11 protein-coding genes are annotated in these 15,678 nt (G+C 66.4%); 7 read left to right on the forward strand and 4 right to left on the reverse strand.

Annotation, left to right across the window (positions count from 1 at the left end; all coding sequences use genetic code 11):
- Positions 1-195 precede the first annotated feature (195 nt).
- Genes AC5P57_RS09715 through AC5P57_RS09740 form a run of 6 tightly spaced genes read left to right on the forward strand, consistent with a single transcriptional unit; the run spans position 196 to position 8,907 of the window.
- Positions 196-1,800: a glucoamylase family protein gene (locus AC5P57_RS09715; protein WP_099551830.1), complete on the forward strand. Its 1,605-nt coding sequence runs from the start codon at positions 196-198 to the stop codon at positions 1,798-1,800.
- A gap of 4 nt (positions 1,801-1,804) precedes the next feature.
- Positions 1,805-3,145 carry a sugar ABC transporter substrate-binding protein gene (locus AC5P57_RS09720; RefSeq protein ID WP_262234829.1) on the forward strand — a complete coding sequence of 447 codons (1,341 nt, stop codon included), beginning with the start codon at positions 1,805-1,807 and terminating at the stop codon, positions 3,143-3,145.
- Entirely contained in the window at positions 3,142-4,023 is an 882-nt protein-coding gene (locus AC5P57_RS09725; protein WP_005410323.1) for a carbohydrate ABC transporter permease, read from the forward strand. Before AC5P57_RS09720 ends, AC5P57_RS09725 begins: the two co-directional genes overlap by 4 nt.
- Entirely contained in the window at positions 4,020-4,856 is an 837-nt protein-coding gene (locus tag AC5P57_RS09730) for a carbohydrate ABC transporter permease (protein WP_262234830.1), read from the forward strand. The genes AC5P57_RS09725 and AC5P57_RS09730 overlap by 4 nt, the downstream gene beginning before the upstream one ends.
- The gene (locus tag AC5P57_RS09735) at positions 4,853-8,020 is read left to right on the forward strand and encodes a discoidin domain-containing protein (RefSeq protein WP_142806376.1); all 3,168 of its coding nucleotides are present in this window, start codon (positions 4,853-4,855) and stop codon (positions 8,018-8,020) included. Before AC5P57_RS09730 ends, AC5P57_RS09735 begins: the two co-directional genes overlap by 4 nt.
- 2 nt (positions 8,021-8,022) lie before the next feature.
- Complete coding sequence (locus AC5P57_RS09740; protein ID WP_262234831.1) at positions 8,023-8,907, forward strand: endonuclease/exonuclease/phosphatase family protein; 885 nt, start codon at positions 8,023-8,025, stop codon at positions 8,905-8,907.
- Positions 8,908-9,192: 285 nt separating this feature from the next.
- On the opposite strand, the gene rne is transcribed toward AC5P57_RS09740, so the two are convergent.
- Positions 9,193-12,492, reverse strand: a complete 3,300-nt coding sequence (gene rne, locus AC5P57_RS09745; protein ID WP_099551825.1) for a ribonuclease E — start codon at positions 12,490-12,492, stop codon at positions 9,193-9,195.
- A gap of 407 nt (positions 12,493-12,899) precedes the next feature.
- Here rne and AC5P57_RS09750 point away from each other — a divergent pair, with 407 nt between their 5' ends.
- On the forward strand, positions 12,900-13,874 hold the full coding sequence (locus tag AC5P57_RS09750; protein WP_029550681.1) for an RluA family pseudouridine synthase: 975 nt from the start codon (positions 12,900-12,902) through the stop codon (positions 13,872-13,874).
- Positions 13,875-13,925: 51 nt separating this feature from the next.
- Here the strand turns inward: AC5P57_RS09750 and zupT are convergent, their stop codons facing one another.
- The 3 genes from zupT to AC5P57_RS09765 form a co-directional block, all read right to left on the reverse strand.
- A complete protein-coding gene (gene zupT / locus AC5P57_RS09755; protein ID WP_010486740.1) occupies positions 13,926-14,735 on the reverse strand; it encodes a zinc transporter ZupT in 810 nt (269 codons plus the stop codon).
- 98 nt (positions 14,736-14,833) lie between these two features.
- Positions 14,834-15,250 carry an energy transducer TonB gene (locus AC5P57_RS09760; RefSeq protein WP_262234832.1) on the reverse strand — a complete coding sequence of 139 codons (417 nt, stop codon included), beginning with the start codon at positions 15,248-15,250 and terminating at the stop codon, positions 14,834-14,836.
- A complete protein-coding gene (locus tag AC5P57_RS09765; protein WP_099551824.1) occupies positions 15,247-15,597 on the reverse strand; it encodes a 4a-hydroxytetrahydrobiopterin dehydratase in 351 nt (116 codons plus the stop codon). The genes AC5P57_RS09760 and AC5P57_RS09765 overlap by 4 nt, the downstream gene beginning before the upstream one ends.
- Between the last annotated feature and the right edge of the window lie 81 nt (positions 15,598-15,678).

Here is a 15,678-nt window from a genome sequence, read left to right on the forward strand (position 1 = left end):
ATGGATACATGGCAATGGCCGGCTTCGTGCCGGTCCATTGCCCACGCCGCTGCCGGCCAGGGGGCAGCGGCGTGGGCAATGATCGCGGTGTCAGGCCACGATTTTCGTGGTTTTTTAAGAACGCACCTTGTAAACGATTTCAGATCATTGGACGTTATGCTTTCCCATCGATCAGACCACCGGAGAAATCGCGCCATGCAGGCACGCCATCTGTTGTCCGCCGCAGCGTTGAGCCTGGCCGTGGCCGCCTGCCAGCCGGCCCAGCAGGAACCTGCCAAGCCGCGGCCGCCGGTGATCCTGATCGAGGCCGACGCACCGCCGCGGCCGATGAAGCCGGTGCTGCCGCCGCTGTTCGATGACATCGAGCGTCGTACCTTCCAGTTCTTCTGGGATACCACCAACGAGATCAATGGCCTGACCCCGGACCGCTATCCGTCGCGGCCGTTCGCCAGCATCGCCTCGGTCGGCTTCGCGCTGACCGCGTATCCGATCGGTATCGAGAACGGCTGGGTCAGCCGCAACCAGGCGATCGACCGCACCCTGACCACCCTGAAATTCTTCCGCGACGTGCCGATGGGCCCGCAGCGTACTGGCAAGGCCGGCTACAAGGGCTTCTACTACCACTTCCTGGACATGCAGGAAGGCCGTCGCTACGACAGCTGGGTCGAACTGTCCTCGGTGGATACCGCGCTGCTGATGATGGGCGTGCTGTTCGCGCAGTCGTACTACGACGGCGACGATCCGCGCGAGAAGGAAATCCGCCAGATCGCCGACACGTTGTACAAGAAGGTCGACTGGCCGTGGCTGCAGCAGCGTGCGCCGCTGATCTCGATGGGCTGGTTCCCGGAGAGCGGCTTCATCGACCATGACTGGATGGGCTACAACGAGGCGATGATGGTCTACATCCTCGCCCTGGGTTCGCCGACGCACCCGGTCAGCCCGGATGCGTGGACCGTGTGGACGCGTACCTACGACAACGACTGGGGTGTCTACCAGGGCCAGGAATACCTGTCCTTCGGCCCGCTGTTCGGCCACCAGTACAGCCACGTCTGGATCGACTTCCGCGACATCCAGGATGCGTACATGCGCGAGCGCGGCAGCACCTACTTCCTCAACAGCCGCTCGGCTGCCCTGGCCCAGCGCGAGTACGCCATCGCCAACCCGATGCAGTGGAAGGACTACGGCGAGAACGTATGGGGCCTGACCGCCAGCGACGGCCCGCAGAACACCACGCAGGAATACCGTGGCGAGCAGCGCCAGTTCCGCCACTATTCTTCGCGCGGTGCAGGCCTGCGCGAGAACTTCGATGACGGCACCATCGCACCGACCGCCGCGATTGCTTCGGTGGTGTTCGCGCCCGAGCAGGTGATCCCGGCCACGCTGGAAATGCACAAGCGCTACGGCGACTACATCTATTCCAGCTACGGCTTCCTTGATTCGTTCAATCCCAGCTTCAACTACGACATCCCGATCAAGACCGGCCGCCTGGTGCCGGATCGCGGCTGGGTCGCCAGCGATTACATCGCCATCGACCAGGGTCCGATCCTGACCATGATCGCCAACTACCGCGATGACTTCGTATGGGAAGTGATGAAGAAGAACCCGTACATCCGCAAGGGCCTGGAACGGGCCGGGTTCAGTGGTGGCTGGCTGGCACCGGAAGGTTCGTTCCAGCCACTGGAACTGCAGAAAGACGAAAAGGCCGCGGCGGCACGCGCGGTGGGTATCGCCGAATCACGCGCGGCTGCCGCGCAGGAACAGAAGAACAATGCCAACCGCACCACAGGCCAGGGCAAGTAACCCGATGCCGAACTGGATCGACCGCCTGCGCCGCTGGGCGCTGCCTGCCCTGGCCGCACTGGCCGTGGCTGGCTGCGCCCGTACCGAACCGGGCACCACCACCGTGCGCTTCTGGGCGATGGGCCGCGAAGCCGAGGTGGTCAGCGAACTGATCCATGAGTTCGAAGCCGAAAACCCCGGCATCAAGGTGGATGTGCAGAACATTCCGTGGACCGCCGCGCACGAGAAGCTGCTGACCGCGTTCGCCGCCGATGGCCTGCCGGACGTCTGCCAGCTGGGCAACACCTGGGTGCCGGAGTTTGCCGAGCTCGATGCGCTGACGCCGTTGCAGCCTTTCGTTGATCATTCGGCCGTGGTCGATGAGAAGGATTATTTCCAGGGCATCTGGGATACCAACGTGATCCACGGCGAGCTGGTCGGCGTGCCGTGGTACGTCGATACGCGCCTGATCTACTACCGCAAGGACCTGCTGGCCAAGGCCGGCTACGACCACCCGCCGCGCACGTGGCAGGAGTGGGACGAGCAGATGGCGGCGATCAAGCGCATGCAGGGCCCGAACCGCTATGCGGTGCTGATGCCGATCAACGAGTTCGAGCAGCAGCTGTCGCTGGCGCTGCAGCAGCCCGACCCGCTGCTGCGCGACGACGACACCCGCGGCAACTTCGCCAGCCCGGGCTTCCGCCGCACGCTGGCCTTCTACGCCAACATGTTCGAACAGGGCTGGGCGCCGAAGATGTCCGAGACGCAGATCTCCAACGTCTGGGACGAATTCTTCCGTGGCTTCAATGTGTTCTACATCTCCGGCCCCTGGAACATCCGCGAGTTCAAGAAGCTGCAGCCCAAGGAACTGGAAGGGCAGTGGGGCACGGCCGCGCTGCCGGGTCCGGACGGCCCGGGTGCCGGCATTGCCGGAGGCACCAGCCTGGTGATCTTCCGCAAGTCGCAGCAGAAGGAAGCGTCGTGGAAGCTGATCGAATTCCTGTCGCGACCGGAAATCCAGGCGCGCTTCCATTCGATCATCGGCGACCTGCCGCCGCGCCGCAGTACCTGGAACGCGCCGTCGCTGGCCAACGATCCGCTGGCCGCCGCGTTCCGTGACCAGCTGGAGCGGGTCAAGCCGACCCCGAAGGTGCTCGAATGGGAGCGCATCGTGCAGGAAATGCGCATCGTCACCGAGAAGGTGGTGCGCGGCGGCCTGCCGCAGGACAAGGCCGTGGAAGAGCTGGACCAGCGCGTGGACAAGGTGCTGGCCAAGCGCCGCTGGATGCATGAACAACAACGCCTGCAGCAGCGCGTGTCGTCGCCGCGATCAAGCAGTGCCGTCGCCGCCGGGAGCGCGCAATGAAACGTACTTCGCTTGCCGGCTGGATCTTCGCCGGCCCCTCGCTGATCGTGCTGGGCGTGTTCTTCGGCCTGCCGGTGGCCTCGGCGCTGGCGCTGAGCGTGACCGACTTCGACCTGTATGCGCTGGCCGACAGCAGCAACCTGCGCTTTGTCGGGCTGGGCAACTACATCGACCTGCTGCAGACGCCGATGTTCTGGAAGTCGCTGTGGAATACCACCTACTTCGTGCTGATCGGCGTGCCGTTGTCGATCGGCGTGTCGCTGGGCGCGGCGATGCTGCTCAATGCGCCGGCCGCACGCTTCAAGGCGCTGTTCCGCACCGCGCTGTTCGCGCCGGTGGTGACCACGCTGGTGGCGGTGGCGGTGATCTGGCGCTACCTTTTCCATACCAGCTACGGCCTGGTGAACTATGGCCTGGGCCATCTGGGTATCAGTCCGATCGACTGGCTGGGTGATCCCAACTGGGCGATGCCGACCATCATGCTGTTCGCGGTATGGAAGAACTTCGGTTACAACATGGTGATCTTCCTGGCCGGCCTGCAGGCGATCCCGCATGACCTGTACGAGGCCGCGCGCATCGACGGCGCCTCGCGCTGGAAGCAGTTCCTGCACATCACCCTGCCGATGCTCGGCCCGGTGCTGCTGGTGGTGGGGGTGATCACCGTGTCCGGGTACTTCCAGCTGTTCGCCGAACCGTACGTGATGACCCGCGGCGACCCGCTGCAGAGCACCGTCAGCGTGCTGTATTTCATGTTCGAGGAAGGCTTCAAGTGGTGGAACCTGGGACGCGCCTCCGCGGTGGCGTTCCTGCTGTTCCTGATCATCCTGGCGGTGACCACCGTGATGCTGCGTTTCGGCCGCAAGAGGCAGTTGGTATGAGTCGTGAAATCGGCCAGTCGCGCTGGTACCCGTGGTTGATCAATGGTGCGTTGCTGGTGCTGGCCCTGGTCAGCCTGGCGCCGCTGCTGTGGATGGTCTCGGTCTCGTTCATGCCGCAGGGCGAGGCCAGCCATTTCCCGCCGCCGCTGCTGCCTTCCAGCGTCACTACGCACAACTACCATGAGCTGTTCGCGCGTACCGGCATGGGCGGCAACTTCGCCAACAGCCTGCTGGTGTCGCTCGGCATCACGTTCGGTTCGCTGCTGCTCAACACCATGGCCGGCTACGCGTTCGCCAAGTTGAACTTCGTCGGCCGCGAGCGCCTGTTCCAGGTGCTGATGGCGGCGCTGGTGATTCCGGCGCAGGTGGCGATGCTGCCGTTGTTCCTGCTGATGAAGCAGCTGGGACTGGTCAACAGCTTCGGCGGCGTGATCGTGCCGGCGCTGGCCAGCGTGTTCGGTATCTTCCTGGTACGCCAGTACGCGCGTTCGATTCCGGACGAACTGCTCGAAGCGGCGCGCATCGACGGGGCAGGGGAGCTGCGCATCTTCTTCCAGATCGTGCTGCCGATGCTCAAGCCGGTGCTGGTGACCCTGGCGATCTTCACGTTCATGGGCGCATGGAACGATTTCATGTGGCCGTTGATCGTGTTGACCGACCAGGAGCACTACACTTTGCCGGTGGCACTGGCCACCCTCTCGCGCGAGCACATCATGGACGTGGAAATGATGATGGCTGGCGCGGTGGTCACCGTGGTTCCGGTGCTGGCGCTGTTCCTGGTGCTGCAGCGGTACTACATCCAAGGTCTGTTGCTGGGGAGCGTCAAGGGATGAAGCGAGCGATCGCCGTTGGACTGGGCCTGTTGTGGACCTCCCTGGCGATCGCCGCACCACCGGCGCTGCCGGCACCGAAGGTGCTGGACGACTTCGACGACATCGCGGCCTGGAAGCTGGTGCTGTCCGACCAGGTCAGCGGTTCGCTGCGCCCGGTCAGTGGAGCCGGCGGTGGCCGCGCGCTGTGCCTGGACTACGATTTCCACGATGTCTCCGGCTACGTCGGCATTCGTCGCGCGCTGAACATCGAGTACCCGGTCAATTACCGCTTCGGCTTCCAGCTGCGCGGTGATTCGCCGGGCAACGACCTGCAGTTCAAGCTGATCGATGCCAGCGGCGACAATGTCTGGTGGGTCAACCGGCCCGGCTACAGCTTCCCCAAGGCATGGACGCCGGTCGAGTACCGGCGCCGGCAGATCGACAAGGCATGGGGGCCATCGCCCGAGAAGGAGATGGCACGCAGCGCCGCCGTCGAGTTCACCATCTACAGCAAGGTCGGCGGCCGTGGCACGGTGTGCTTCGACAGGCTGACCCTGCAGGGCCTGCCGCCGCAGGATGATTCGGCGCTGGTGCCGTCGGTGATCGCCGATACCGCCACCGCGCTGCAGGATCGCATGATCGACGGCAAGAGCGATACGTTCTGGATCAGCGGTGGCGTCAAGCAGCAGACCATCAGCCTGGACCTGCACAAGAGCCGTGAAATCGGCGGTGTGGTGATCGACTGGCTGCCGAACCTGGAGGCGCGCCGCTACACCGTGCGCACCTCCGAGGATGGCCGTGACTGGCGTAGCGTGCGCGAAGTCACCAGCGGTGCGGGTGGCCGCGACTGGCTTGCCCTGCCGGACACCGACGCGCGCTACGTGCGCTTCGATCTGCAGGATGGCCCGAACTGGCGCTACGGCATCCGTGACATCGCGCTCAAGCCGCTGGCGTTCGCGGCCACGCCGAACGCGTTCCTGTCCTCGGTGGCCGCCGACCTTCCGCGCGGCTCGCTGCCACGTGCCTATGTGGGCGAGCAGCCCTACTGGACGCTGCTGGGCCTTGATGGCGGCCAGGAACAGGCACTGATCAGTGAGGACGGTGCACTGGAGCCGGCCAAGGGCAGCTTCAGCATCGAGCCATTCATCCGCCTGGATGGCAAGTTGCTGGACTGGTCCAAGGTGGCCATCACCCAGTCGCTGCAGGATCACTACCTGCCGATCGCCAATGTCGACTGGGTGCATGAGAAGGTCGGCCTGGCGGTGACCAGCTTCGTGCAGGGCACGCCTGAGCGTGCGCAGCTGATCGGCCGCTACCGGCTGAGCAATCCGGACAAGGTCGCTCACGAATACACCCTGGCACTGGCGATCCGGCCGTGGCAGGTCAATCCGCCCACCCAGTTCCTCAATACCGTCGGTGGCTTCAGCCGCATCGATGCACTGGATGTCGGCGAGCAGCTGGTGCGGGTCAACGGAGAGCCGCGCATCTACCCGCTGCAGGTGCCGGATGCGCGCTTTGCCAGCACGTTCGATGGCAAGCTCGATGCGATGCATCTGGCGGACGGCAAGTACCCGGCGGCCACCGCGGTGAAGGACAGCACCGGCATGGCGTCGGGCGCGTTGATCTACACGATCAAGCTCGAGCCCGGCCAGAGCCGCGAGGTGGCGGTGGTGCTGCCGCAGACCGGTGGCTGGGCGCCGAAGGCGCTGGACGTGGCCAAGGCGCAGGCGCAGGTGGCCGAGCAGTGGCGGCAGAAGCTGGGCGTGGTCTCGCTGCAGGTGCCCGCTGCGGGCCAGCCGCTGGTCGACACCCTGCGCACGGCAGTCGCGCACATGCTGATCTCGCGTGTCGGGCCGCGCCTGCAGCCGGGCACGCGGTCGTATGCGCGCAGCTGGATCCGCGATGGCGCGATGATTTCCGAGGGCCTGCTGCGCATGGGGCGCAGCGATGCGGTGCGTGACTACATCAACTGGTATGCGCCGTACCAGTTCGAGAACGGCAAGGTGCCGTGCTGCGTCGACGCGCGCGGCAGCGACCCGGTGCCGGAGAACGACAGCCACGGTGAGTTGATCTACAGCATCGCCGAATACGGGCGCTATACCGGCGACAGTACCTTCACCGAGCTGATGTGGCCGCACGTGCAGGGCGCTTACAGCTACATGGAGCAGCTGCGCGCCAGCGAGCGCACCGAGGAGAACCGCGCGCGCAACCCGGCCTTCTACGGGATGATGCCGGCCTCGATCAGCCACGAAGGCTATTCGGCCAAGCCGATGCATTCGTACTGGGACAACTTCTGGGCGTTGCGCGGCTACAAGGACGCGGCGCTGCTGGCGACCCAGCTGGGCAAGGTCGAGGCGATGCAGATCGCCGAATCGCGTGACCAGTTCCGTAATGACCTGCAGGCCTCGCTGCTGTCGGCGATGCAGCAGCACAACATCGACTACCTGCCAGGCTCGGCCGAGCTGGGCGATTTCGACGCGACCTCGACCACCATCGCGCTGGCGCCGGGTGGCGAACAGGGCCGACTGCCGCAGCAGGCGCTGGAGGCGACCTTCGAACGCTACTGGAAGGAGTTCGTGGCCCGCCGCGATGGCAAGCGGGAGTGGAAGGACTACACCCCGTACGAGTGGCGCAACGTGGCGGCGTTCGTGCGCCTGGGCTGGCGCGAGCGCGCCTGGCAGGCCACCGAATTCTTCTTCAAGGACCGTGCGCCGCAGGCCTGGAACCAGTGGGCCGAAGTGGTCTCGCACACGCCACGCAAGCCGTTCTTCGTCGGTGACCTGCCGCACGCGTGGGTGGCCTCGGATTTCGTGCGTTCGGCGCTGGACATGTTCGCTTACAACCGCGATATGGACGATGCGCTGGTGCTGGCCGCTGGCGTGCCGACCGCGTGGCTGCAGGGTGAGGGCATCGCTGTTCAGGGCCTGCGCACGCCGCAGGGCCAGCTGAACTACCGCCTGCAGCGCAGCGACAAGCAGCTGGTGCTGGAAGTGCAGCCGGGCCTGCTGCCACCGGTTGGTGGCGTGGTGTTGCCGTGGCCGTACGCCGGTGATCCGGGCGAGGCCACCATCAACGGCGAAGCGGCGGAATGGGTCAACAAGGAACTGCACGTGCACCAGCTGCCGGCGCGGGTCGAGATCGATGTACCGAGCGCGGTGCGCCGCGCCGAGCGCAAGGGGCAGTAACGATGAAGCAGCAGGGGGCAAGGGTGCGCACGATGGTGCGTGCCCTGGGGCTGGCAATTGCATTGGCATTGCCGGGCGTGGTGATGGCGGCCGAGCCGGTCGCCGCGGCAGCGGCTGACGTCGCCACCGCGCCGGGCATGAGCATGGTCACCTTCAACCTGCATCATGACCGCGAAGACTGGCCGAGCCGGCGCCGCACCATCCTGGCCGAGCTCAAGCGCCTGCAGCCGGATGCGGTTGCCTTGCAGGAGGTGATCCAGCGCCGCAACGTGCGCAACCAGGCGCAATGGCTGGCCAGCCAACTCGGCTACAGGTATGTGTTCGTGTCCACCGATCCGGTGGGTGCACCGAAGCGCTACGGCAATGCGCTGCTGACCCGGCGGCCGATCCTCGCCCAGGGGGACCATCTGCTGCAGCCGTTGGACGACTACCGCACCGTCGCTCACCTGCGCATCGACGTCGACGGCGCGCCGGTGAACGTCTACGCCACGCATCTGAACGAGCGCAGTGACGAGAGTGGGCAGCGCATCCGTCGCAGCCAGGTCGAGGACCTGCTGCGCTTCATCAGCGCGACGTCGGCGGGCGCACCGGTGGTGATCGCTGGCGACTTCAATGCACTGGTGGATGCAGGCGACCTGAGCGAGCTGCGCAGCCACTACGGCGACAGCTACGGCAGCGTGCACGTGAACACCGACCTTGCCGGGGTCAGTACGCTCAACCGCCACTATTACCAAGCGCCCTCCCGGATCGACCACATCTTCTTCCAGCAGGACGAGTTGGTTGCGCGCGAGGCGATGCTCCTGTTCGACCAGCCCGACGACAGCGGTCGCTGGGCCTCGGACCATTACGGCGTGTGGACCCGCCTGCAGTTCGCGCCGAAACCCTGACGGAGCGCGCTTCGGTAGGCGCCAACCCTGGTTGGCACGGACGAGTCCGCGTGCACTCAATCAACGGCGCCAACCAAGGTTGGCCTCTACCAAAGCAGTGACCCTGCGCGGGTTGTGCCCTGGTGGGTGCCAACCTTGGTTGGCACGGACGTGTCCGCGTGCACTCAATCAACGGCGCCAACCAAGGTTGGCTTCTACCAAAGCGAAGCCAGCGCCAAACGCACAAACAGAAACGGCGGGGATCATTGATCCCCGCCGTTTCGTTTTCACGCGATCAAAGAGCGATCAGTTCGCCGGCGGCGTGCGCTTGGCGGCCTCTTCGTCTTCTTCGTCGGCCTTGGCTTCCGCAGCCTGGGCCGCCGCGTCGGCATGGCCATCGGCCACCGGGTCGATCGACGGCGTCAGCACCGCTTCGGTGACCGGGGCGGCGGCCTCGGTCGGCGCGGCTTCCACCGCGACCGGAGCGACCGGCTGTTCGGCGACCACGACGGGCTCCACGACCGGCTTCGCTTCAACCACCGGAGCAACCTCAACGGCCACCGGCGGCTGGGCTTCGACTACCGGAGCGGCTTCAACGATCTCCGGCTTCGATTCCACGACCGGCGCGGCCTCGACCGCCACCGGCTTGGCTTCGATCACAGGAGCGGCGTCAACCACCGGGGTTGCTTCAACCACGACCGGCTTTGCTTCGATGACCGGCGCAGCAGCGTCCAGCGCCGGAGCGACGTCGGCGACCGGTGCGGCAACGGCCACCGGCTGTGCCGGGGTAGCTGCGTCGATGGCATCGAGCATGCTGGTCTGCACCGGCGAGGACGCGGCTTCGGTCTTCGCCGCAGCTGCGACCGGGGCCTGCACTTCAGCCACGACCGGGGCGGCGGCTTCGACCACGGCGCTGCTCACCACCGCGACCGGCGCGGCGACAACGGCGGCGGCAGCACGGGCCGGCTTCTCGGCGTCGACAGCGGCGGGTTCGACTTCGTCATCGAAGTCGAACTCCGGCTGCGAACGGGCCGGCTGCGCAGCAGCGACCGGCGCAGTGCCGGCAGCGCTGTCGATGTTCGGCTCGGCGCCGTCGGCGTCATCTCCGTCATCACCCTCGTCCTGGTCATCACCCAGAGCGTCGCTGCCGGCGGCGTTCTCGGCGCCACCACGACGACGACGACGGCCACCACGACGGCCACGACGACGGCGGGTCGCGCCTTCGCCGGCCTGCTCGCCATTGGCGTCGGTTGCAGCCTCTTCACCATCAACCGCAACCACCTCGGTCGCGCTGGCAGTATTGGCAGCTGCGTCGACCGGTGCGGCCGCTTCCGCCGGAGCGGTGGCCACCGGAGCCACCGGTGCGGTCGCTTCCTGCGCGGTCACGCCATTGGCGGCGACGGTCGTAGCGGCCACGGCTGCCGCTGCGGTCATGGCTTCAGCAGTGGCCTCGGCGGCGTTGCGCTGCGGCTTCTCGGCCGGCTTGTCACCGTCCTGCTGCTGCGGACGCGGCTGCTTGGGCTGCTTCAGCTTCGGCTGCTGCTGGTTCTGGTTCTGGTTCTGACCCTGCTGCTCGTTGCGCGGCTTGTTCTGCTGCTGCGGCTGCTGCTGGCCATCCTTCTGCTGCGGCTCCTTCTGCTTGCCCTGCTGCGGCTGCTGCTGGGCATTGCCGTTGTTGCCGTTGCGGCCGTCCTTGCGCTGCTCACCGCGGTCCTTGCGGTTGCCGCCGTCCTTCTGCTGCTGCGCGTTGCCGTTGCCGCCGTTGCCGCGATTGTCGTCGCGACGGTCCTTGCGGTCCTTGTTGCGATCCTTGTTGCGGTCCTTGCGGCCGCCGTCCTGCTGCTGGCGTGCAGCCGGGGCTGCCGGCGCCGGCGCGGGCGCCGGTTCGCCACCGAACACGCGCTTGAGCCAACCGATCACGCCGCCCGCCGGGGCCGGCGCAACAGGCGTTGCAGCGACCGGAGCCGGGGCCGCTGCGGCCGGCTCCACTTCCTCGCGCACCGGGGCGGGGGAGGTGTGCTTGACCTGGGTCACCGCCGGCGGCGGGATGTTCAGCTGGCCCTTGGTCAGGGCGTGCACCGGCAGCTTGCGCGGGGTGCCGCGCTGGTAGCTGGGCTTGTTGCTCTCTTCACCCAGCTCGTTTTCGCGCAGGCGGGTCACGGTGTAGTGCGGGGTGTGCAGCTGCTCGTCGGCGACGATCACGATCGGCGCCTCGTGGCGCTGTTCGATCTCGCGCAGGGCGCTGCGCTTCTCGTTCAGCAGGTAATTGGCGATCTCCACCGGGGCCTGCACCAGCACCTGCCCGGTGTTCTCCTTCATCGCATGCTCTTCGGCGACGCGGATGATCGACAGCGACAGCGACTCGACGCTGCGCATGCGGCCGTGGCCGTCGCAACGCGGGCAGACGATCTGGCTGGACTCGCCCAGGCTCGGGCGCAGGCGCTGGCGGCTCATTTCCAGCAGGCCGAAGCGCGAGATGCGGCCGACCTGCACGCGCGCGCGGTCGTACTTCAGCGCGTTGGCGAGGCGGTTCTCGACTTCGCGCTGGTGCTTGTTGGAGGCCATGTCGATGAAGTCGATCACCACCAGGCCGCCCAGGTCACGCAGGCGCAGCTGGCGGGCCACTTCCTCGGCCGCTTCCAGGTTGGTCTGGAACGCGGTGTCCTCGATGTCGCTGCCCTTGGTGGCGCGCGAGGAGTTCACGTCGACCGCGGTCAGCGCTTCGGTCTGGTCGACCACGATCGAGCCGCCCGACGGCAGGCGCACGTTGCGCTCGTAGGCACCTTCGATCTGCGATTCGATCTGGAAGCGGTTGAACAGCGGGATGTCGTCCTTGTAGTGCTTGAGCTTGCGCAGGGTCTGCGGCATCACCTGCTGCATGAATTCGCGGGCGTGCTCGTACATCTCCTCGGTGTCCACCAGGATCTCGCCGATGTCGGCGCGCAGGTAGTCACGCAGGGCGCGCACGATCAGGCGCGATTCCTGGTAGATCAGGAACGGGGCCGGCTTGCTCAGCGCGGCCTCGGCGATGGCGCGCCAGACATTGAGCAGGTAGTCCAGGTCCCACTGCAGCTCTTCCGCATCGCGGCCGACGCCGGCGGTACGGATGATCACGCCCATGTCATCAGGGATGTTCAGCTTGTCCAGGGCGTCCTTCAGGGCGGCACGGTCTTCGCCCTCGATGCGACGGGAGACGCCGCCGGCGCTGGGCGAGTTCGGCATCAGCACCATGTAGCGGCCGGCCAGCGAGATGAACGTGGTCAGGGCGGCGCCCTTGTTGCCACGCTCTTCCTTGTCGACCTGGACGACGATCTCCTGGCCTTCCTTCAGCAGCTCGCGGATGCCGGCCTTGTTGTGGTCGACACCGGCCTGGAAGTAGTCGCGGGAGATTTCCTTCAGCGGCAGGAAGCCATGGCGGCCACCACCGTATTCGACGAAGGCCGCTTCCAGCGAGGGCTCGATGCGGAAGATCCGGCCCTTGTAGATGTTGGACTTCTTCTGTTCCTTCGACGGCTGTTCGATGTCGATGTCATACAACGACTGGCCATCCACGATGGCAACACGCAGCTCTTCAGCCTGCGTGGCGTTGATCAGCATTCGCTTCATTGTTGCGTTCCTCGCAAGCGGCTACCGCGCGGAACGCCATGGGGTTTCGCCTCTGGACACGGTTCGCCGCCCATTCGCGCAAGCGCGGGGAGGGCGGCTTGGGTTTCCAGCGCTACGACACCACGGCAGGCCGCGGGAGCGCTTCACTCTTATGGGTTTTGGGGTGTTACAGGCCGCAGGCAGCTGTCAGCCAGGCTGGAGCGCCACGCGGGACATGTTCAGCACGGTTGCGTGTCAGGCATCCGGCGATGGCCGGGAAGGCCGGTGAGCCGCTAACATGGCCGCCCCGCGGGCGGTGGTCGCGCACTGTGCCGGATTCGTCGGAAGCTGGGCTTCTGGCCCTGAGTAACTTCCAACGAAATCAATCCCTTATCTCGCCCCCCGAGTGTAACAGAATAAACAGCCTGATGACCGCCCAAGACCCGACCAAACCCGCTGGCGACAAGCCTTCCGTGCGCATGATCACCGTTCCCGCCGACCGCGCCGGCCAGCGCCTGGACAACTTCCTGCTCGGCCAGCTGAAGGGGGCCCCGCGCAGCCTGGTCTACAAGCTGGTGCGCAGCGGCCAGGTACGGGTGAATGGCGGCCGTGCCAAGGCCGAACGCAAGCTGGAGGCGGGTGATGAGGTGCGTGTGCCGCCGGTCCGTCTCAGTGAAGAGGGAGACAAGGCCGGTCCTCCGGAAGCGTTCATGCGCCGTCTGGAGCAGGCCATCGTCTTCGAGGACGCCCGCCTGCTGGCCCTGAACAAGCCCACCGGCGTGGCCAGCCACGGCGGCAGTGGCATCAGCTTCGGTGCCATCGAGACCTTGCGCGCACTGCGCCCGGGGCAGACGCTGGAGCTGGTCCACCGGCTGGATCGCGACACCTCGGGCCTGCTGATCGTGGCCAAGAAGCGCTCGGCGCTGAGCGAACTGCAGGCCCTGCTGCGTGAGGACCACGGTGCCGGCATCCGCAAGCGCTACCTGACCTTGCTGGCCGGGCGCATGCCTGACGGCGTGATGACGGTCGATGCGCCGCTGCATGTCGGCCTGCGCCAGGGCGGCGAGCGCCATGTGCAGGTCAACGCGATCGGCAAGGAATCGATCAGCCACTTCCGGGTACTGGAACGCCGCGGCGGCCATTCCTACTGCGAGGTGCGCATCGAGACCGGCCGCACCCACCAGATCCGCGTGCATGCCCAGCACCTGGGCCATCCGGTGGCCGGTGACGACAAATACGGCGATCCAGCGGTCAACAAGCGGCTTCGTGAGCAGATCGGGCTGAAACGCCTGTTCCTGCACGCGGCCTCGCTGGAGTTCGCACTGGACGACGGCAAAAGTCCATATGTGCTGAACGCGCCGCTGGCCGATGAGCTGGTAGAGGCGCTGGATCGGCTGAAGTAGCCCCTGCGGGGCTGACCGGCCAACGGGCTCAGCCCGTTGGCCGCAAACCCTTCACCACTTGAACAGCACCAGGCTGATCGCCAGCGTGCCCATGCCGGCCACCAGCCCATACACCGTTTCGTGGCCCTTGGCATAACGCTTGGCCGCAGGCAGCAGCTCGTCCAGCGCCAGGAACACCATCACGCCGGCGATCAGTCCGAACACCCAGCCGAACGTGGCGTGCGACAGCGATCCTGACAGCAGCCAGTAGCCCAGCGCGGCGCCCACCGGCTCGGCCAGGCCGGACAGCAGGCTGGCACTGAACGCATAGAACTTGTTCTGGGTGGCGAAGTACACCGGCACCGCGATCGCGATGCCCTCGGGAATGTTGTGGATGGCGATGGCGAAGGCCAGCGGCATGCCCACCGACGGGCTTTCCAGCGTAGCGAAGAAGGTCGCCAGCCCTTCCGGGAAGTTGTGCGCGGTGATCGCGACCGAGGTCAGCAGCGCGACCCGTTTCAGGTACTCGCGGCTGTTCTCGCGGAACGCAGGGTCCTGCTTGTCCAGGCTGTCATGCGGGTTGGGAATGAAGTGATCGATCAGCACGATCACGATCACGCCCAGCAGGAACGCCAGGGTGCCGTAAGTGAAGCCTGTGCGCTCGCCATAGGCCAGGGCGAACGATGCGATGGACTTGTTGAGGATTTCCGACAGCGACACGTAGACCATCGCGCCCCCAGCGAAGGCCAGGCCGAACGCCAGCAGGCGCGGATTGGGGCGGCGCGAGAACAGCACCAGCAGGCTGCCGATGGCGGTGGCGAGGCCGGCCGCAAGGGTGACCGCCAGCGCGATCCAGATGTTTTCGGGGGGAATCTGCAGCATGTACCGACGCGGTCCTGGTCAACAGACAGCCGCCCCGGGCAAGGCCGGGGCGGCGGGGGCGAGGCGGGCGTCGGCTGGCCTCGTCGGGGCGCGGGCGATCAGCCGCCGCGGCGCAGGCGTTCTTCGATGGCGAAGCACTGGTCCGGCTTCGGCTGCGGCGGGTTGAAGCTGACCGGCACCTGGATGGTGGCCGGTACCGGCTGGCCGTTGCGGGTGGCGGCATTGAACTGCCAGCCCTGCACGGCGGTCTTGGCCAGTTCGTCCAGCTGCGGGTTGCCGGCGCCGGTGAGCAGCGCAACCTCGCTCGGCTTGCCGTCGGTGCCGATGGTCACCTTGAAGGTGCTGGTGCCGCCTACACCCATGCAGGCCAGTTCGAGCGGGTACTGCGGCGGCGGCGTCTTCACCGCGGCCACTTCGGTCGGCGGCGGCGGCGGTGGTGCCGGCGGTTCCGACGTGCCGCAGCCGGCCAGGCTGGTCGCAGCGATCAGGGACAGGCTCAGCAAACGTACGTTCATGGCAGTTGCTCCGTCAGGGCCGAAGTCTTTGCAGCGCAGATGAAGTCGTTCTCGCTCAGGCCGCCCACGTCGTGGGTGGAAAAGCGCACGACCGCGCGGTCGTAGTGCACGCCCAGGTCCGGATGGTGGTCCTCGTGGTGGGCAACCCAGGCCAGCGCGTTCACGAAGGCCATGGTGGCGTAGTAATCCTTGAAGCGGAAGGTGCGCGTCAGGGCCTGTCCGCCCTCGCTCAGCTCCCAGCCGGGAATCTGCGGCAACAGTTCGGCCAGGCGGGCCTCGCCGAGCTTGTGGTCGCTGCCTTTGCGCGGCACGCAACGGGCCTGGGCCAGTGGAATCAGGTCGGCCATGGGAATCTCCACCTCGTGTTGACTGAACAATGCGCCGGACGGTGTATAAACCGAATGAGCGGCTGACGCTTACTTGGCTAG

The organism is Stenotrophomonas sp. YJH_SMC_79 (genome assembly GCF_059367995.1).

Bases quoted from the DNA above. Each gene is read 5' to 3' on its own strand.
- AC5P57_RS09715 (WP_099551830.1), top strand. From the start codon at position 196: ATGCAGGCACGCCATCTGTTGTCCGCCGCAGCGTTGAGCCTGGCCGTG.
- AC5P57_RS09720 (WP_262234829.1), top strand. From the start codon at position 1,805: ATGCCGAACTGGATCGACCGCCTGCGCCGCTGGGCGCTGCCTGCCCTG.
- AC5P57_RS09725 (WP_005410323.1), top strand. From the start codon at position 3,142: ATGAAACGTACTTCGCTTGCCGGCTGGATCTTCGCCGGCCCCTCGCTG.
- AC5P57_RS09730 (WP_262234830.1), top strand. From the start codon at position 4,020: ATGAGTCGTGAAATCGGCCAGTCGCGCTGGTACCCGTGGTTGATCAAT.
- AC5P57_RS09735 (WP_142806376.1), top strand. From the start codon at position 4,853: ATGAAGCGAGCGATCGCCGTTGGACTGGGCCTGTTGTGGACCTCCCTG.
- AC5P57_RS09740 (WP_262234831.1), top strand. From the start codon at position 8,023: ATGAAGCAGCAGGGGGCAAGGGTGCGCACGATGGTGCGTGCCCTGGGG.
- rne (WP_099551825.1), bottom strand. From the start codon at position 12,492: ATGAAGCGAATGCTGATCAACGCCACGCAGGCTGAAGAGCTGCGTGTT.
- AC5P57_RS09750 (WP_029550681.1), top strand. From the start codon at position 12,900: ATGACCGCCCAAGACCCGACCAAACCCGCTGGCGACAAGCCTTCCGTG.
- zupT (WP_010486740.1), bottom strand. From the start codon at position 14,735: ATGCTGCAGATTCCCCCCGAAAACATCTGGATCGCGCTGGCGGTCACC.
- AC5P57_RS09760 (WP_262234832.1), bottom strand. From the start codon at position 15,250: ATGAACGTACGTTTGCTGAGCCTGTCCCTGATCGCTGCGACCAGCCTG.
- AC5P57_RS09765 (WP_099551824.1), bottom strand. From the start codon at position 15,597: ATGGCCGACCTGATTCCACTGGCCCAGGCCCGTTGCGTGCCGCGCAAA.